18 protein-coding genes are annotated in these 19260 nt (G+C 44.3%); 11 read left to right on the forward strand and 7 right to left on the reverse strand.

The features are described from left to right. Nucleotides 1-7: 7 nt before the first annotated feature. The 7 genes from B0682_RS03765 (at nt 8) to B0682_RS03795 (ending at nt 6462) form a co-directional block, all read left to right on the forward strand. A complete protein-coding gene (locus tag B0682_RS03765) occupies nt 8-343 on the forward strand; it encodes an Hpt domain-containing protein (RefSeq protein ID WP_078306729.1) in 336 nt (111 codons plus the stop codon). Between the two features lie 55 nt (nt 344-398). Continuing rightward, on the forward strand, nt 399-1325 hold the full coding sequence (locus B0682_RS03770; RefSeq protein WP_078306730.1) for an RNA methyltransferase: 927 nt from the start codon (nt 399-401) through the stop codon (nt 1323-1325). Between the two features lie 17 nt (nt 1326-1342). Then, nucleotides 1343-2251, forward strand: coding sequence for a serine O-acetyltransferase (gene cysE, locus B0682_RS03775; protein WP_078306731.1), 909 nt, complete (start codon nt 1343-1345; stop codon nt 2249-2251). 139 nt (nt 2252-2390) lie between these two features. After that, the gene (gene potA, locus B0682_RS03780; protein WP_143823285.1) at nt 2391-3545 is read left to right on the forward strand and encodes a spermidine/putrescine ABC transporter ATP-binding protein PotA; all 1155 of its coding nucleotides are present in this window, start codon (nt 2391-2393) and stop codon (nt 3543-3545) included. Further along, entirely contained in the window at nt 3538-4491 is a 954-nt protein-coding gene (gene potB, locus B0682_RS03785; protein WP_078306733.1) for a spermidine/putrescine ABC transporter permease PotB, read from the forward strand. The genes potA and potB overlap by 8 nt, the downstream gene beginning before the upstream one ends. Before the next feature lie 59 nt (nt 4492-4550). Next, nucleotides 4551-5327: a spermidine/putrescine ABC transporter permease PotC gene (gene potC, locus B0682_RS03790; RefSeq protein ID WP_078306734.1), complete on the forward strand. Its 777-nt coding sequence runs from the start codon at nt 4551-4553 to the stop codon at nt 5325-5327. A gap of 10 nt (nt 5328-5337) precedes the next feature. Then, the gene (locus B0682_RS03795) at nt 5338-6462 is read left to right on the forward strand and encodes an ABC transporter substrate-binding protein (RefSeq protein WP_078306735.1); all 1125 of its coding nucleotides are present in this window, start codon (nt 5338-5340) and stop codon (nt 6460-6462) included. Nucleotides 6463-6501: 39 nt separating this feature from the next. Here the strand turns inward: B0682_RS03795 and B0682_RS03800 are convergent, their stop codons facing one another. The 5 genes from B0682_RS03800 to pheA form a co-directional block, all read right to left on the reverse strand. After that, nucleotides 6502-7062, reverse strand: coding sequence for a 2-amino-4-hydroxy-6-hydroxymethyldihydropteridine diphosphokinase (locus B0682_RS03800; RefSeq protein ID WP_078306736.1), 561 nt, complete (start codon nt 7060-7062; stop codon nt 6502-6504). An 8-nt stretch (nt 7063-7070) separates the two neighbouring features. After that, nucleotides 7071-7445, reverse strand: a complete 375-nt coding sequence (gene folB / locus B0682_RS03805) for a dihydroneopterin aldolase (protein WP_158077856.1) — start codon at nt 7443-7445, stop codon at nt 7071-7073. Between the two features lie 30 nt (nt 7446-7475). Continuing rightward, nucleotides 7476-8399: an EamA family transporter RarD gene (gene rarD / locus B0682_RS03810; protein ID WP_078306738.1), complete on the reverse strand. Its 924-nt coding sequence runs from the start codon at nt 8397-8399 to the stop codon at nt 7476-7478. A gap of 2 nt (nt 8400-8401) precedes the next feature. Continuing rightward, the gene (locus tag B0682_RS03815) at nt 8402-10675 is read right to left on the reverse strand and encodes a bifunctional prephenate dehydrogenase/3-phosphoshikimate 1-carboxyvinyltransferase (protein WP_078306739.1); all 2274 of its coding nucleotides are present in this window, start codon (nt 10673-10675) and stop codon (nt 8402-8404) included. A 149-nt stretch (nt 10676-10824) separates the two neighbouring features. Next, a complete protein-coding gene (gene pheA, locus B0682_RS03820; RefSeq protein ID WP_078306740.1) occupies nt 10825-12006 on the reverse strand; it encodes a prephenate dehydratase in 1182 nt (393 codons plus the stop codon). A 460-nt stretch (nt 12007-12466) separates the two neighbouring features. Between pheA and B0682_RS03825 the strand changes: the two genes are divergently transcribed. After that, a complete protein-coding gene (locus B0682_RS03825) occupies nt 12467-13399 on the forward strand; it encodes a transaldolase (RefSeq protein WP_240494866.1) in 933 nt (310 codons plus the stop codon). A 149-nt stretch (nt 13400-13548) separates the two neighbouring features. On the opposite strand, the gene B0682_RS03830 is transcribed toward B0682_RS03825, so the two are convergent. Then, nucleotides 13549-14613: a hypothetical protein gene (locus tag B0682_RS03830; protein WP_143823258.1), complete on the reverse strand. Its 1065-nt coding sequence runs from the start codon at nt 14611-14613 to the stop codon at nt 13549-13551. 590 nt (nt 14614-15203) lie between these two features. Then, nucleotides 15204-16511, reverse strand: a complete 1308-nt coding sequence (locus tag B0682_RS03840) for an NCS2 family permease (RefSeq protein ID WP_078307040.1) — start codon at nt 16509-16511, stop codon at nt 15204-15206. A 281-nt stretch (nt 16512-16792) separates the two neighbouring features. On the opposite strand from B0682_RS03840, the gene tolQ reads away from it, so the two are divergent. The 3 genes from tolQ (at nt 16793) to B0682_RS03855 (ending at nt 19193) form a co-directional block, all read left to right on the forward strand. Next, on the forward strand, nt 16793-17461 hold the full coding sequence (gene tolQ / locus B0682_RS03845; protein WP_078306744.1) for a protein TolQ: 669 nt from the start codon (nt 16793-16795) through the stop codon (nt 17459-17461). 19 nt (nt 17462-17480) lie between these two features. After that, a complete protein-coding gene (locus B0682_RS03850; protein ID WP_078306745.1) occupies nt 17481-17975 on the forward strand; it encodes an ExbD/TolR family protein in 495 nt (164 codons plus the stop codon). 105 nt (nt 17976-18080) lie between these two features. Next, the gene (locus tag B0682_RS03855; RefSeq protein ID WP_158077857.1) at nt 18081-19193 is read left to right on the forward strand and encodes a cell envelope integrity TolA family protein; all 1113 of its coding nucleotides are present in this window, start codon (nt 18081-18083) and stop codon (nt 19191-19193) included. Nucleotides 19194-19260: the final 67 nt, after the last annotated feature.

A 19260-nucleotide genomic window follows, 5' to 3' on the forward strand; every position in this document is an offset into this window, starting at 1 on the left:
TAATCGCATGACCCATATCGATGATGCTCAATGGCAAGAAATGCAAGATTTGTTAGAAGACGACTTTACCACGCTCATCAGTCAATTTATCCTTGATGCCAAACAGAAAGTTCAACAAATACGCACCGCTCACACTCAAGGCGATAACACAACAGGACTGCAAGTTGCCCACTCACTAAAAGGAGCAAGTGTCAACTTGGGAGCTCAAACGTTAAGTCAGCACTGCCACACCATGCAAGAGATTTGTTACGCTGGTATGATAGCCGATGCTCACAACGTACTCAGCGACATTGAGCAAGCACTTAACTCAGTCATACAGGAGATTCATCAACGTTTGGCTTAATTCATTTATTCTATTATCCATTTATCCATTTGCCCTACCATATTAACCCATACTTATGAGCATCACCTTACTTAGCACCGCCATTGATATCGTCATGGTCAACACCACCTTGCCTGCCAACATCGGCTCAACTGCTCGTGCCATGCACACCATGGGCTTAAGCAGTTTGGTATTGGTTAACCCCAAATACCCCATAGATGACACCAGCATGGCACATGCAGCAGGAGCAACTGCCCTATTACAGAATGCCAAAACGGTTGCTACGTTAGAAGATGCGATTGCAAACAGTCAGCTTGTGTTTGCTGCCAGCAGTCGCAACCGTCATCTGCCCAGACCCATCATCAATCCGAGCCAAACGGCGATGCTGATTGAGCAGTTTTTATATCAACAATCAGCTTTTCAGTTGCCTTTAATGACTGCTCAGCATCTGACTAATCAGCATCTTACCCATAAAAATGACCCAATCAACTCAACCCCATTGACAAAAATTAGCATTTTATTTGGGCGTGAAGACCGTGGTTTAACCAATGATGAGCTGGCATTGGCAGATTATCACATTCAAATCGATGCCAATCCAGACTATCCTGTACTCAATGTGGCATCAGCGGTACAAGTCATCACAAGTTTTATCTATGCCCACTTTGCCAACCTTGCCAGTCTTCATCCATATGTTCAAGACAGCACCCAGTATGACACTCAAGACAATCCGCCAACTGTCATCTCTAAAAGCATCAATTCTACCGAGTTGTTGCATCACATTCGCCAACATTGGGATGAACCTGCCATCAGCAAACAACAACAACAGCACCTACAAAATCAACTTATCAAACTGTTTAGCCAGCTAGACTTAGCAGATACAGATGACTTACGCTCATTGCCTAACCGACTAAACAGACTGCTGTCTCGTGTCCAGCTAGACAACAAAGAATACCAACTGCTACAGTCGCTTATCAACACATTGCTTAAAAGAATGTCTCAATAAAACGCATTAGGATTACCATGTCAGTTATCACCCAACTTAAACGCACTTTAAAAACTGCCCAACAAAGCATTGAGAGCATCAAAGAAGATGTCAATGCGGTGTTTGACCGTGACCCAGCCGCTCGCAACTTCACCGAAGTATTGCTCACTTATCCGGGCATTCATGCCCTAATCATGCACCGAGTGGCACACAGTTTATGGCAAGATGAATGCAAATTCATTGCCCGTTTCGTGGCTTATGGTTCAAGAGCATTGACAGGCATTGAGATACACCCTGCCGCTAAAATTGGCAAACGCTTATTCATTGACCATGGCATGGGCGTGGTGATTGGTGAGACGGCAGAGATTGGCGATGATGTTACCCTTTATCACGGTGTGACATTGGGCGGTGTGTCATGGAACGAAGGAAAACGCCACCCAACGCTAGAAAACGGCGTGGTGGTCGGTGCTGGGGCTAAGGTACTTGGAGGCTTCACGGTGGGCGCAAATGCCAAAATTGGCTCAAATGCGGTGGTGGTCAAACCTGTGCCAGCTGGCGTAACCATGGTTGGCAGTGCTGCTCGTATGATAACTCAACCTGATGATGATAACGAACATCATAATGAACAAATCATCAACCAAACACACACTGACGACACATCAATCAACAATCAAAACAATCACGATACCAAAACTACTGACACATCTGATGACGCAGATTGTCAAAAAATACGCCTTGCTAAGGCATTGGGTTTTAACGCCTATGGACTTAACCCTAACTCTGGCGACCCTGTGGCTGATGGCTTTGCCAAGATGCTTGACCACATTCAACAATCAGAAGCCAGATTAGATGAGTTGTCTGAAGCCGTCTGTCGCCTTGACCCTAATTTTTGCAAAAAATCCTACAAAAAATTATCCGCAGATGAGTTAGATGTCATCGGTTCATAAAAAAATGATGTTAAAATGGTCGCCTTTTTTAGCCATCGCCTTTTTTAGCCATTGCCTTCTTTAACCATAAGGTAACTTTATGATTGCATCAACGACTTTGCCAACCGAACATGGTCAGGCGGGTAAACCGACACCGACAATGTTAACCGATAAGCCAACCGATGACTCATCAAATCATGACACGTCATTCACTGGCAAGCCATTATTACGCATTCGCAATTTGTCCAAAGCATATGGCGATAGCAAAATCTTAAACGACATCAACCTTGATATTCAAGATGGTGAATTTTTAACCTTACTTGGTCCGTCTGGCTGTGGCAAAACCACCTTATTACGTTTGATTGGCGGTTTTGAGATGCCTAATGGCGGTTCTATTGAGCTAGACGGCATCGACATTGCTCAATTTCCTGCCGAAAAACGCCCCATTAATACGGTATTTCAGCAATATGCGTTATTTCCACACATGACAGTTTATGACAACATCGCTTATGGTCTAAAGTTAAAAAAAGTTGCCAAAAATGAGATTGATGGGCGGGTGCGTGAAGCGTTGACCATGGTGCAATTAGAACATACCATCAATCGCCGTCCACAAGATTTGTCTGGGGGGCAACAACAGCGTATCGCCATCGCTCGAGCGGTGGTCAATCGCCCCAAGTTATTGTTACTTGATGAGCCATTATCTGCCTTAGATGCCAAATTGCGTGTGCAGATGCAATCAGAGCTAAAACGCCTACAACGAGAGCTTGGCATTACCTTTGTGTTTGTTACCCATGACCAAGAAGAAGCCTTATCCATGTCTGATCGCATTGCAGTGATGAAAGGTGGCGTATTTCAGCAGATTGATACCCCCATTGGCATTTATGAAAGCCCTGCTAATTTATTCACCGCCAGCTTTATTGGTGAGACCAATTTATTTAAAGCGAATGTGCTGGCGGTCAATGACCGTACCATCAAAGTGGAAGTGGCTGAACAAAAAGACGGCTATCACCCTGTGCGTGAGTTACCCAAGCCTAAATTTACCGTGCAAGTGGGGCAAACGGTTAATTTATTATTACGTCCTGAAGACATTCGAGTGTATTACACAGATGAAGCACATGATGGCTTGGTCGGTCATGTGGTGGACAGCAGTTACAAAGGCAGTACGTTGGATTCTGTGATTGAACTCAAAAATGGCAATCGCATCAAGGCATCTGAGTATTTTAACGAAGATGACCCCAATTTTAATTACAAGCTGGGGCAAGAAGTGCGAGTAGATTGGGTTGATGGTTGGGAATGGATATTGCCTGATGAATAAGTCGACTCCCCCCCATCGCCATGCCAATGCAGCAACAGCCAAAGTTAACACAAACAAAGTTAACAAAAGCAAAGTTAACACAGCCAAGCAACGTCATCTGTTTCGCCATGCCACCTTATTTGTGATTTGGGCATGGTTGGTCATATTTGCGTTGTTACCTAATGTGATTGTCATCATTGCCAGCTTTTTAACCCGTGATGAAGGGCATTTTTTGGCAATGCCTGCCACCTTAGCCAATTACGCACGATTGATTGACCCCTTATATTTAAAGGTGTTTTTACATTCATTATCCATGGCATCCATCACCACCTTAATTTGTTTGTTGCTTGGCTATCCATTTGCTTGGCTGGTCAGTAAAGCCAAAAAACGCTGGCAGACGCTGTTGATGTTGTTGTTGATTATCCCATTTTGGACAAACTCACTGGTGCGTTTATATGCAGTTAAACTGATTGTGGCTGCCAATGGCTTATTAAGCTCAGCGTTAATTGGGTTAGGCATCATTAATGAGCCATTACAGATTTTATATACCCAAAGTGCGGTGATTGGTGGTTTGGTGTATTTGTTATTTCCGTTTATGGTGTTGCCGTTATATGCTGTCTTTACTGATTTACCAAAAGATTTTATCTTGGCATCGCAAGACTTAGGGGCAAATCGGCTTCAGACCTTTTGGCATGTGATTTTACCATTGACCACCCCTGGCATCATCTCTGGCGTGTTGTTGGTGTTGTTGCCTGCCATGGGCATGTTTTATGTGGCGGATATTTTGGGCGGTTCTCGCAACCTATTGGTAGGGAATGTCATTAAATCACAATTTTTAGATGCTCGAGATTGGCCCTTTGGTGCCGCTGCCAGTGTGCTGTTGACGCTGGCAATGGCGGTGCTGATTTTGGCCTATCGAATCAGCAGTAAACGCATTGGCAAAACCGATTATAACGAAGTGGCATGATGGGGCGTGAAGTGGCATGGGGCATGATGGAGGCATGGGGCAATGATTAAGGAACATAAATGAAAACAACGATGAAATGGCTCTCTTGGCTATATTTAACGGTGATTTATCTGCTGTTGTTCGCTCCGATTGTGGTGATGGTGATATTTTCGTTCAATGCGTCTAAGGTTGGCTACCAATGGGGTGGTTTAAGTTTGACGTGGTATCGTGAACTGTTGACTAACCCTGCCTTGATACAGACAGCTTGGCATTCGGTTTTGCTTGCGGTGGTCGCTGCCACGGTTACCACTGTGATTGGCGGATTGACAGCATTGTCATTTCAGCGGTATGACTTTAAAGGTAAGTCAGTATTACAAAGCTTGTTGTTTGTACTGATGATGTCGCCTGAGATTGTATTGGCAATCTCACTGCTGGCGTTGTTTTTAATATTGGGGTTACAGCTTGGGTTCATGACATTACTGATTGCTCACATCACCTTTTGCTTACCGTTTGTGGTGATTACTGTGTCAGCAAGGTTGTCCAGTCTTGATAATCAGCTGTTGGAAGCGGCAAGAGATTTGGGAGCAAGCGAATTGACCATGATACGCACAGTGCTTATGCCAACCATCATGCCTGCGATTTTGGCAGGTTGGGTGCTGGCATTTACCTTATCACTTGATGATGTTGTGGTCTCTACCTTTGTAACAGGTCCTGAATTTGAGATTTTACCACTACAGATTTATTCCATGGTGCGTGTGGGGGTCAAGCCTGAAGTCAATGCCATTGGCACAATTTTACTGGTAATCTCTCTGTTAGGCTTGTTGATGTCTCAGCTATTATTGATAAAAAAACGTTAAGGAGAAGTTCATGTCTTATGTTCCTTCATTGATTTCTCGCAGACGTTTTTTAGCATGGACGGGGGCGAGTTTGGCAATATCAGGTGGGCTTGTCGGCTGTCAGCCCACAGATGGCACTGATGGCACTGATGGCGGTACTGTTCGTCCCACAGGTAAAAATGTGGTGAATGTCTATAATTGGACCCAATACATCTCCGACCAAGTGCTTAAAGACTTCACTGCTGAGACAGGCATTGACGTGATTTATAGTACCTTTGATTCCAATGAAGCCATGTATGCCAAGCTCAAGCTGATGAATGGCAGTGGTGAGTATGATTTGGCATTTCCTGGTACAGATTTTGTTGATAAAATGCGTCAAGAAAGCATGCTTGAGCCGATTGACCACAACCAATTGAGCAACTTTGGCAATTTGGGCAACCGTTTTTTAAATGCGCCTTTTGACCCCAACAATGAGTTTAGCGTGCCGTATTTATGGGGAATATCAGGCATTGCCGTAAATACCCAACGCATTGACAAACAGCAAATCACCAGTTGGGACGACCTGTGGCGAGATGACTTTGCTGGACGGGTAATGCTGATGAATGATTTACGAGATGTGTTTACCATGGGGCTGTTGACCCTTGGATACTCTGGCAGTACTCGCAATGAACATGAAATCCGCCAAGCCTATGAAAAACTGACCAAATTAATGCCCAATATTCGCACCTTTAACTCTGACGCCCCACGCATGCCATTTATGGAGGGAGAAACTTATCTGGGTCTGGCGTGGAATGGTGAAGTCATCATGGCTCAAGACCAAGGCATGCCAGAGTTGGATTTTATTTATCCCAAAGAAGGGGCAATTTTATGGATGGACAACATGGTCATTCCCAAAAATGCCAAAAATAAAGACAACGCCCACAAATTCATTGATTTTATCTTACGTCCTAAATACGCCGCCATGATTAGTGAAGAAATCGGCTATGGCTCACCCAATGACGCTGCCAAAACCATCATGCCTGCTGACATTGCCACCAATCCAATCATTTATCCACCAGATGAGTTGCTTAAAGATTCCCTGTTTCGAGAAGACGTGGGCGACATCACCATGGCAATTTATCAAAAATATTGGGACAGATTAAAGGTGGACATGTAGTTTTCTGTATTGGTAACATCTGTATTAACCGTATCTGTATTAACCGCACCATTCCAACAACTCCTTAACCCCATGGCGTTCATGTTCTTTTAATGGCAAACGACTGGCGATAAATAACCAATCGTTTGCTGTGTTCACATTGTCATTGTTCACATTGTCATTGTTCACATTGCGATTGATGGCATGATGCTTTTTTTGTAAGATGTCATCTTGTGAGGCTAACTGTACCGCCAACACATCAATATCAATGGTGATTTTGCCTTGTTGTTTGTGTTTTATATCATGACGCTGTTGGCGACGTTCAAAGTCTTTGATGTGTTGATGAAAAGCACATAAGCTGATGGGTGTATCTAACGTGATGATGGCACATTGATTGGTATAGTCAGGTTTGGGGTTGCTTGGTGTGGCGGTATAATCAGGGTTGACCAAAAGATGGGTAAACACCGCATGACCCAACTGGGTTAGCATGGCTCTGGCATCGGCTAAATTATCATTGGCATGATGGTTACTGCCCATTGCCACCAATACCACAGAAACATAACCGACATAACCGACATAACCGACATAACCATGTCGCCCATCTTGTGTAGATGACAGCATAAACGGGCTTAAGCTGACGGCTTACGGGTTATCTGCACACCAACCGCATCGGCAAGGGTGATGGCGTTTGGTTTAACCGCTCTGATACTCACTTTACTGATGGGCCAATTATCCAGCAGTTGCCTGCTGACATATTCCACCAAAGTTTCAAGCAGCTCAAACTTCTTATCCTGAACCCATTTGCTGACCTGCTCACACACCGCTTTATAGTTGACTCCTTGGCTTAAGTCTTGTGTTTGGGCAACGTCGGTAACGTCAGTGAACAATGCCATATCAATGATGATGGCTTGGGTCATGACCCGTTCCCAATCATCAATACCAATGATGGCATCAACACGCAGTCCGTCTATGATGATGACATCTTCTTCAGTAGGGTATAACATGGTCATTTCTCCTTTAAGTTGATGCTTTTTTTAAGCCAATGCTTTTTTGCTTGTTTTTTTGCTTGGTCGATGACGCCACAAATCCACACTAAACACCACCAGCCCAAGCCAAATCAACACAAACACAATCAACCGCTGATGGTCAAAAGGTTCATGATAATAAAACACCGCCAATAAAAAGATAAAACTGGGGCTTAAATAGTTCATAAAGCTCAGCACACTATAAGCAACCATTTTGGTGGATTTATTAAATAACAACAGTGGCACTAAGGTAATCGGACCTGCCAGCATCAAAAATCCAATGTCATTTGACCACCAAAACGACAACTGACTGCTTGCCACATCGGCTTGAAAAAGCCACAACAAACACACAGGCAAAATAGCGATGGTCTCCAAAAATAACGCATCAACCGCTGCCAATGGGGTTTTGCGTTGCATGATGCCATAAACCCCAAAGCTGGCTGCCAATACCAACGACACCCAAGGCAAACTGCCCAGCATTGCCACCTGTATCATCACCGCCACACTGGCAATGGCAATCGCCAACCACTGTAACGGACGCAACCGTTCATGAAACACCAACATAGACAACGCCACGCCCACCAGTGGGCTGATGAAGTAGCCAAGACTGGCGGCAAGAATTTGGTTGGCATTGACTGCCCACACATAAGTCAGCCAGTTGCTGGTGATGATAAAGCCAGAAAAAACGGTAATTAATAGCCATTTGGGTTGTTGTCGTAAAATCTTAACCCAAGAAAAACGGCGAGTCATCAGCATAAAAATCAACAAACACACACACGTCCAAACGATGCGATGCACGATGATTTCAATGGCATCGTACTGTTGCAATTGCTTAAAATACAGCGGAAAACCACCCCAAATGATAAATGCCCCCAAAGCAGTCATGATGCCTTTGGGGGTGGTGGTGATGGGTACGGTTGGTTGTTTTGCCATGGTTAAATCACATCATTTTTTACGTTCACATGAAGCCCTGCCTCATTAACCAATTGTGCAAAGTTTGGAAAACTGGTATTCACCGTTTCTGTGCCATGTATGATGATGGCATCACTCGCCTGCAAACTTGCCACCGTAAAACTCATGGCGATGCGGTGGTCGTGGTGGCTGTCAATCTTGCCCCCAGTAAACACCCTTTTACCATGTTGATGTTCATCGCCTTTACCGATGATCTCAATGCCATCATCAAGCACCGTACAATCAATGCCCAGCGTTTTTAAACCATCTGCCATGACAGCAATACGGTCAGACTCTTTGACACGCAGCTCTTTTGCTCCACGCAAAATCGTCTTGCCAGTGGCACAACTTGCCGCCACAAACAGCACAGGAAATTCATCAATGGCAAGTGGCACAAGATGGGCAGGAATGTTGATGCCTTTTAGTTTTGATGATTTGACCATGATGTCCGCCACAGGTTCGCCGCCCATCATCATCTCATTGGCTAGGCAAATATCTGCCCCCATGAGTTTTAAAATGTCAATCACACCCGTGCGAGTTGGGTTAATCCCCACTTGTTTTATGGTGATGTTGCCATGATTGGCGATGGTGGCCGCCACCATAAAAAATGCCGCACTAGAAATGTCCGCAGGCACTTCAATATCACACGCCATAAGCTCGCCACCGCCTTTGACACGAATCTCATTACCCTTATCTAACTTTTTGACAGCGACATCATAACCAAAAGCGGTCAGCATTCGCTCGGTATGGTCACGGCTAATCTCAGGCTCGGTAATAACCGTCTCACCATTTGCCCATAGCCCCGCCAATAGCAAGCAGGATTTGACTTGTGCTGATGCCATGGGCATGACGTAATCAATGGCTTGTAGGGACTGACCACCTGTTATGGTGATTGGCGGTGTGCCTTTTTTGCCAGTGGTTTGAATGACCGCCCCCATTTGGCGTAATGGCTTGGCAACTCGCTCCATGGGACGTTTGGATAAACTCACATCACCCATCATCACGCTGTCAAAGGGTTGTGCGGATGAAATGCCTGATAACAGTCGCATGCTTGTGCCAGAATTGCCCATATCAAGGGGTTTATTTGGGGCTTTTAAACCATTCATGCCCACGCCATGAATGACGACTTTATCATCATTACGTTCTATCTTCACCCCCATATCACAAAAGGCTTGCAAGGTAGATAATGCGTCTTCTCCTTCCAAAAAATTGGACACTTTTGTTACGCCATTTGCCAAAGAGCCAAACATAATACAGCGGTGCGAAATGGATTTATCAGGGGCAACTTTGTGCGTGCCTGTAAATGTGTGGCTTGGCCAAATGATGAAAGTCTGTTTCATGATGTTGTCCATGTTTTTGTTTTGATTAAGCATGTGTCCAAAATGGCGACGTGCGTGGCGTGCATCGGTCAGCTGACGAATGATTTGGGGAGAATTATCATCAATGATGAACTGTTTTAGCTCGCTTAGATGACGCTCGTAATCATCAATGGCTTGTAAAATGGCAGTTTTATTGGCTAAAAAAATATCATGCCACATGATTGGGTCGCTTGCTGCGATGCGACTAAAATCCCGAAATCCACCCGCTGCATAACGAAAAATGTTCAGATTTTCATCGTCTTTGGCAAGCTGATAAGTTAAGACATAGGATAATAAATGGGGCAGGTGGCTCGTTAATGCCAAAATCTCATCATGTTTATCACAAGAAACAAAATCTACCTTTGCCCCAAGCGCTTGCCAAAGTGTGGCAATTTTATCTACTGTGATTTGATTATTAAATTCATGTGGGCAAATGATGAGTTTATGGGCTTTAAATAAATTGCCATCTCTTGCCATAAAACCTGACTTTTCTGCTCCTGCAATTGGGTGAGCCAAAACAAGATTTGATGGCAATACCCCAAAAACATCAAAGGCATCCTTTAAAATATTGCCTTTGGTGCTGGCGGTATCACTGATGATAACATCATCTGGCAGTAATTTATTATCAATGGCGGTTTTAATCTTGGCTAAAATATTTTTAATTGCAAATGCAGGAACAGCGATGATAATACATTCACAATCTTTTAGTTTGCCTGTATTTGCTAACATTAATAAATCATCATCACCATCTTGAATTAATTTATCATTAATAGAATTTTCAATAACCAATTTATTAAAATCTACCGCATATAATTCGCCAACAAGATGATTATCAATAATCCCTTGTAAAATACTACCACCTATTAAACCCAAACCGACGATTAAAACTTTGTTGAACATTTTATTTCATACTTATTTATAAAATATCTTTTATTAAATGAGCGTTTTGCTTTATGTCAGTTTTTTCAAAAAGACAGGCACGCCAAAACCATATTCATTAATGCTTAAAAATTTAAAGTTTTAGCTTTTATTGTTTGGCTCAAAATAAATCAAATCACCGCCTTAGGATACGAACCCAGCACCCTAAGTTCTTTGACAATGCCACGAATTTCACCAATGGCAGCACTGACATTGGGGTCTTGGATATGACCATTCATGTCAATAAAGAACACATATAACCATTTATTAGGACGCTCAGGGCGAGTCTCGATGCTGGTCAAAGACACCCCATGCTTTCTAAATGGGTCTAAAATCTCAATCAATGCGCCCGATTTGTCATGTGCTGCCACCAAAATGGACGTTTTATCTTGCCCAGATGGGGCGATGCTCTCACGCCCAACAATCAAAAAGCGGGTGGTGTTACCAGGGTTGTCTTCAATGTTCTCATACAATTTATGCAAGCCGTACTCATTGACCGCCACTTCTCCTGCAATGGCGGCTGAGTGCCATTCGTTTTGTAGGCGTTTTGCCGCTTCGCCATTGCTTGACACCGCCACCCGCTCCACATTGGGAAAATTCACATCAAGCCAATGGCGACACTGTGCCAATGACTGCTGATGCGAATAAATACGGCTTAGGCTATCTACTTTGGTATGCTCTGCCACCAAAAAATTATGATGAATGGGCAATTCCACCTCACCGATGATTTTAAGAGTTGACCCTAAAAAGGCATCAAGGGTATGATTAACCACGCCCTCGGATGAATTTTCAACAGGGACAACACCATACATGGCAGAACCTGCCTCCACTTCACGAAACACATCACTGATGGTGGTCATGGGATTGGTGCTGGCAGCTTTGCCAAAATGTTTTAGGGCGGCAGCATGGGTAAATGTGCCAACAGGCCCCAAATAGGCAATCACTTGCGGTGATTCTAAATCAAGGCAAACCGACATGATTTCACGAAACAAAGTCGCCATTTTTTCATCGCTGATGACCCCACCTAAGTGATTGTTCCTAGCCATGACTGCTTTTAGTACCTGTGCTTCACGCTCAGGGCGATAAAATATGGGGTGGTCTTCATGTTGTTTTTTAATCTCTGCTACTTGTTGGGCCAACTTGGCTCTGGCATTAATCAGCTCATGAATTTGGTGGTCAACGCCATCAATCTTTTGGCGAATAATGTCAAGATAGCCACTGTCAGTATTTCTGTCGGTATTTTGGGCAACATTCCCATCAGATTTATCAGAAGTTGGTTTTGATGTTGATAAAGTGGGTAAGTCATCAGTCATTGGATTACCTTTTAGCACCTTTAATAAGCAGGATAAAATAGAGCAACTGAATATGACATCTTTTAATATTACGTCTCTTATGCCATATCACCATAACAAATCCTACTATAACAAATCTGTGTCATAAAAACGATGACCAAACCAATCTATTGCATGACATTTTTCTAACCTTTCACAAACTTTTTATCAAGGTTGTTCAGTGTTATACTTAGCCTTGTTAACTTAGCCCTGTTAACTTAGCCCTGTTAACTTAGCCCTGTTAACTTAGCCCTGTTAACTTAGCCTTGTTAACTTAGCCTTGTTAACTTAGTCCTGTTACAGGGCTTCAAAATAAATGGCTTAAAGCCAAATGATTTAAAACTAAGGAACTGTCATGCCTGCGTCTGTTTCAACCCCCACAACACAGTCAACCCCCACAACAAACACATCAAATCACTCAAGCTTAGAACAACTCAAACAAATGACCACGATTGTGGCGGACACAGGTGATTTGGCCGCCATTGCTCGGCTAAAGCCAATCGATGCCACCACCAATCCCAGCTTAATCACCAAGGCATTAACGCCAACTGATGGGCAAATGGACAAACAAGCTCGGCTGATAGACACCATGAACCGCCATCATGGCGATATTGATAAAGTCATTGATGCGTTGACCATTGAGATTGGCACGCAAATTTTACAATTAATTGAAGGGCGAGTATCCACAGAAGTCGATGCTCGCTTATCTTATCAAACGCAAGAGACGGTGAGTAAGGCATTGCAGTTTATGGACGCTTATAGCAAACAAGGCATCTCACCTGACAGAGTGCTGATTAAAATTGCTGCCACTTGGCAAGGCATTAAAGCTGGTGAAATTCTTGAAAAGCAAGGCATTCATTGCAACTTAACACTGTTGTTTGGTCAACATCAAGCCGCTGCTTGTGCCGATGCGGGGGTAACACTGATTTCACCCTTTGTTGGGCGGATACTAGACTGGCAAAAACGCCAAGAAAACCGTGATGACATTGCCATCACACAAGACTTAGGCGTGCAATCAGTTACCAACATTTATCACCACTACAAACAACATGGCTATGACACGCAAGTGATGGGTGCAAGTTTTCGTCATGTTGGGCAGATATTGGCATTGGCAGGGTGTGATTTATTGACCATATCCCCCAACTTACTTGATGAGTTGGCACACATGCACCAACCTGTTACTCGCAAGCTAAGCCATACGATGGCTCAGACAACCGATGTTCACAGTACGGCAAAGATGAACCCATCACAAGCTGCTTTTAATAAAGCACATGAAGCCGATGCCATGACTCAAAGTCTGTTATCTAAGGGGATTGATGGCTTTATCACGGCTCGAGATGACCTAGAAACATTGCTCAAAAACATCACAAGATAAAACAAAACATCATAACATAAAAAAACCAATCAACCACTGATAAAAACAATGACAAAAACTGACTGTCAGTGGCTGATTGATGATGCTCTTTAAATCAAACCCAAACCCAATAAGCACGATGTCATATCAATAATTTTTCAATGGGTTTATCAATAGGTTTCATCTGTTTCGATGATACGCATGGTAATGTCATCAGCTCCCGGCACATGAAATTCTGGTAACTGCACGCTGTCTTGACGCATGTCTTCAACGTCTGTAACTGTTGCCAGTTTTTCAACCTTTTCAATTTTAGGTTTGGGTTTGCTGATGCTGGCTTTTGGCTCAGATGGGGTTGGCATGGTGTCCACAAAACCAGGACGTGGCTCTAAGCTGTGGTGATTGCCATGATGGCCATTGGTCAATGAGTCGGTCATGTCAGATGGGGTGATTGTCTGTGGTTCTTGGTACAGATTGCTTTCTTGCTGTGCCAGTTGATGGCTTAGCTCTTGAGCGGCTTGGTACGCTTTTCGTTGCTCTTGAGCGATTTGTTGTTCAATTCGCTGACGGCGTGCTGTTTGCTCTGCGTCCATGCGTTGCTTTAAGGTGGCACTGGTTATCACATTACCCACCAACTCAAGCAATGGCAAATCTCCAGCCAGTCTTACGGTGTTGCCGTCATTGGCTGGCGACAGCACAAAGGTAACGTGATTGTCCACCAACCTGTTGTTATTTAGCTCAATGTTGTTTTTTGCCAACCGTTGCTCCAGGCTTGGTTGATTGGCAAAAGCAAACAGTTGGTTGGCTTGGAACATGTCTTCGTTGGCAACAGCCACGCTCACACTGGCTTGACAGGTGGTCATGCCTGTCTGAGTGGTCGAACCTTGTCGGATATTTTGAATATCCACAAACAAACTGGCCGTTTTATCAGCAAGCACACCGCTGCTTAATGCCACATTGCCATTGTGCATCATGGCACTGGCGGTTTGTCCCACATAAGAACCGATGCTGTCCATGACGGCATTGTGCATCTGTCTTATCATGGCATCAGATTGACAGTCGACTTTTGTCTCCGTCGTCGCATTGGCAATCTGCTCACTTTGAGCTTGTGGGTCATGAGCTTGTGGATCAACTGTCGGTTTGTCTTCATGACGATCACAACCAATCAACACCAACGCACACACACCACCGATGCCAACATATTTGGCACATTTGACAAATGTAAAACCCCAACGCATAACAAACCCCAATCATGATAAAACAACAGACGATAACAGCAAAATAAGCCAATTGTGCCTTGATTGATTGTGCCTTGATTTTGACACAATGAACATTGACACAATAACATTAACACACCATGTTGGCATAAACGCCCATTGACGTTTAAAAACCGCATGATATGCATCAAATATTATACGCTTGACTTCCTCCCCGCCCTAAAGTGCGGGGATTCCTGCTTCCAGACGGTCAAGCCCGACCGCAAGCCTAAGATAGTGGCAACCGCCCGTACGACACACCGTACATCTTAGGTTCTTATTTTAAGCTAATCCTACTGTTAGGATTGTCATAGACACGAATTAGCTTAAGTGTGTGTTTGGAAACGTCTTACCAGTTAAGTTACTGCGTACTCGCAATTTAGTCTTAACTTAACTGTGGAATGTAAGGCATTGAATATAGTGAGATGAGTATAGCAATACTTATCGCATTTAACAATTGCCTTATATCCACCGCCTGAAGTCGCAGGTTTACGGCAACGGAGGATAAATGATTATCCTGCCAATTGTAGCCCTGCCACCGTCATTAAACAGTCATTAAAAGCCATCTTGCCTCACATGACCATCAATTTTACCAACAAAATCAATGTCAACACCCACACCGCAAAAGAGATTTGGGCAAACTTCCCTGTCAAGCTCTTAACAGCGGTATAGGTAATAAAGCCCAATGTAATGCCATCAGCAATCGAATATGTCAATGGTGTTAATAACAACACCACCGCCACAGGAGCGGATTCGGTTAAATCACTCCAGTCAATGTCTTGTAAGGTAAACAGCATCAATACCGACACATAAAATATCGCCCCTGCTGTGGCATAGGCAGGTATCATGCCTGCCAAAGGTGAAAAAAACAGACTGAGTAAAAACAGCACACCAACCGTAACCGCCATCAGCCCTGTGCGTCCACCAGCAGAGACACCTGATGCACTCTCAATATAACTGGTGGTTGATGACGTACCCAGCATCGCCCCTGTTACCGTGGCGGTTGAATCTGCCAACAATGCCCGACCTAAGTTGGGTATATGACCATTTTTATCATCAAGACCTGCCTTTTGAGCGATGCCCACCAAACTGCCTGTGGTGTCAAACAAATCCACAAATAAAAACGCAAATATCACCGAAATCATGCCAACATCTAACGCCCCTTTGATGTCCAACTGCATGAATGTGGGAGCGATTGATGGGGGCATGGACATGATGCCCTGATATTGCGTATGCCCTGTGATAAAACTGATGATGGTAATTAATAAAATGCCGATGGTTACCGCCCCTGCCACACGAAAATGCACCAACGAGATGGTAATAAAAAACCCAATAACCGCCATCAATGCAGGAAAAGCCGTCATATCGCCCAAAGCGACCAACGTCGACGGTCTTGCCACAATAATGCCTGCACTTTGTAAGGCGATGAATGCCAAAAACGCCCCAATGCCTGCCACAATGCCTTGCTTTAAGGTGGTGGGTATGGCATGAATTACCCACTCACGCACCTTGAACAAACTTAAAGCCACAAACAAACAGCCTGACAAAAACACCGCCCCCAATGCCGTCTGCCAGCCATGCCCCATGCCCATCACCACCCCATAGGTAAAAAAGGCATTTAAGCCCATACCCGGAGCAAGGGCGACAGGCAACTTTGCCACCAGCCCCATCATAAAACAGCCCAACGCTGCCGCAAGACATGTGGCAACAAACACTGCCCCCCTATCCATGCCTGCTTCTGATAAAATGTTGGGGTTAACAAAGATGATGTACGCCATGGTCAAAAAGGTGGTTATCCCTGCCATGACTTCTGTGGTGATGCTGCTTTGACGCTCATCAATGGCAAAATATTGATTTATCAAGGCTTTTATGGCTTTCATAAAATGGTCGCTTAAGTTGGTTGAATGTGAGATGGCGGTGTATTTTAATGGCAAATGGTCAAACAAACAATCATCACCCAAGCCCATCTTGTCATCATCATGCCATCTTGTCATCATCATGATAGGCACATGATTTCATCACCATGATTTTATGACCATTATTTTGTAACAACCATCTGACTGATGACAAATTGCCATTTACTTTTGTGCATAAAATCAGTAAATTGTGTCAGTCTTAGCACGTTATTTTTAGGTTGTTTTTTATATCATCAAGATTAACCATGAACCCATCTATTGAGTTACTGCCCCTTATCATTAACGCCAGTTTGGTTGTCCAAATCGTCATGGGGTTATTGTTGTTTGCGTCTTTGTTGGCGTGGATACTGATTTTTCGTTTCAGCCATCGCTTACATCATGCCGACAGTCATGATGCCCATTTTCAACAATGGTTTTGGTCAGGTGAAGAAGTGGGCAAGCTGTATCAAGGCATCAAAAGCTTGCCCAAGCGTGATGGCTTGGAACAGGTTTTTTATGTTGGTTTTGGTGAATTTTTAAAAATGCGTCAATCCCATCACACCGCCACATCTGCCATTGCAGGCGTTGAACGACAACTGCGAATCAGTCTTGGACACCAACAACAAGCACTTGAGTCTGGTTTGGCAACCTTGGCAAGCATCGGCTCAGTATCGCCTTATGTGGGGCTATTTGGGACAGTTTGGGGCATCATGAACGCCTTTTTAGGTCTGTCCCAAACCGACCAAGCCAGCCTGTCTGCCGTTGCACCGGGCATCGCTGAAGCCTTGATTGCCACTGCCATGGGACTATTTGCCGCCATTCCTGCCGTGTTGGCGTATAATCACTTCACCGCCAAATCTGCCAGCATTTATGACAAAAGAGCATTGTTTGCTGATGAGATGGTGGCGATGCTGGCTCGAGGCGCACAAGACTGACTGAACGATAAAATCACCCATGAAATCACAATCAAGCCCCTTTGCCCGCCGTAACAAGCCATTAAACGCCAACATGAACGTTGTGCCTTATATTGATGTGATGCTGGTGTTGTTGGTCATCTTTATGGTAACTGCCCCCATGCTAAGCACAGGGGTACAAGTTGATTTGCCAAAAGAACACACCAACAGCCTAAAGCAAACCAAACAACTGCCCATCATCATCTCCATGACCAGCTCAGGTGAGCTGTTTATGACCTATGAATTACGCAGGGTAAGTGATGGCAAGCGTATGGCACAGGCTGATTTGCCTGTTGATAAAGACACGCTGGTAACACAGCTGAACACACTTCAGCAATTTATCAATCAACAAGACAGCCAACCCCTACAAGTCATGGTCAATGCCGACCAACATAACCCCTATGGCAACATCATGGCAATCATGGCAGCCATTCAGCAAGCAGGCATCACCAATGTGGGTCTATTGACCAATGCAACAAGCAATCAAGAGCCATAAGCAATCAATAAAGACAAGGTTTTATTCACATTAACACACAAGCAAATACGCATTTATTAACCAGCCATCATTTAAAACACTCAAAACCATATCCCTATGCCCGCCATGCCACCTACTCAACCCATGCCCCATCTGCCCATTGACAACACCGCTCACCTTGCTCAAAAACACAGACAAAGTCAGCAAAGGTCATTGTCATTGGTGTTGAGCATCATGCTCAGCATATTGGTGCATGGGTTGGTGTTGCTGGTGCTGATTTATTTTCAGCAACCACCCAACATACCCACACACACAATCCAAGCCGAGCTGGTCAGTGCCGATGTTGTCGCTGATATTGAAGCCAAAATACGTGATGGCGTGGCAACTCTTGGCAGTAGTGATGGCAGTGATGCCAGTAATGACAAGGATAACAATACCGCCCAAATGTCTGCCAACCAATCCGCCGACTTCAATCAAGACATGAGACAACCCATGGGCGACAGTGCTTCCATGTTGCCACAAAACGACAGCATCAATAGCAACAACGATGCCAACCAAATTTTTATCCCTGCACCAAACACCATGACATCTGACACTGTGTCTGATAATCAAGTGCAAAAGTCAGAAGCCATGCTAGAATACGAAAGACGATTGTTAGAAAAAGAATCTGCTTATCTGGCACAGCAACAAGCCTTTGCCGCCCAATTAGATGCTCAAATCATGGCTGAGATGCAACAACAGCGAGACAAAGAACGCCAACGCTTGCAAGAACAACAACAAACCGTCGATGACTACAAACGCATCGAACAAAGCAGCCATCACATCACCGCCAGCAACAAAGAACAGTCAGAGACTGCCAATCAAGCCAAACAAGAAAAAAATCGCCCATCAAGCATCGCAAGCCTAAAAGATGGGCAAGCAACCATCACCTTTAAAAGTGGTGGCGGCTCACATCAATCACATGGCTCAACTCAATCAAACAGCAGTGCCTTATCCGCCATCAAAGCCAAAGTACAAGCTCACTTTTCTCCCCCCATCAACACCCAAGGAGAACGCAGTGTGTTGGTAATAACCGTGGCTCAAGATGGCACGGTACTCGATGTGTCAGTCAGCGGTTCACATTCCGCCCTAAACGATGCTGCCAAAACTGCCGTGTATGCTGCCAGCCCCCTACCCATCGACCCAAACAACCCCAAAACGTATCCCACCATTCGCATCGGACTGACAGGAACGTCTTAAGTTGTCATCAATCTGTTATGAAATCTGTTTTTAATCATTAATCAAGCTTGGCTATGAAATGCTTGGT

The sequence above is a fragment of the Lwoffella lincolnii genome (genome assembly GCF_002014765.1).
Lineage (GTDB): Bacteria > Pseudomonadota > Gammaproteobacteria > Pseudomonadales > Moraxellaceae > Psychrobacter > Psychrobacter lincolnii.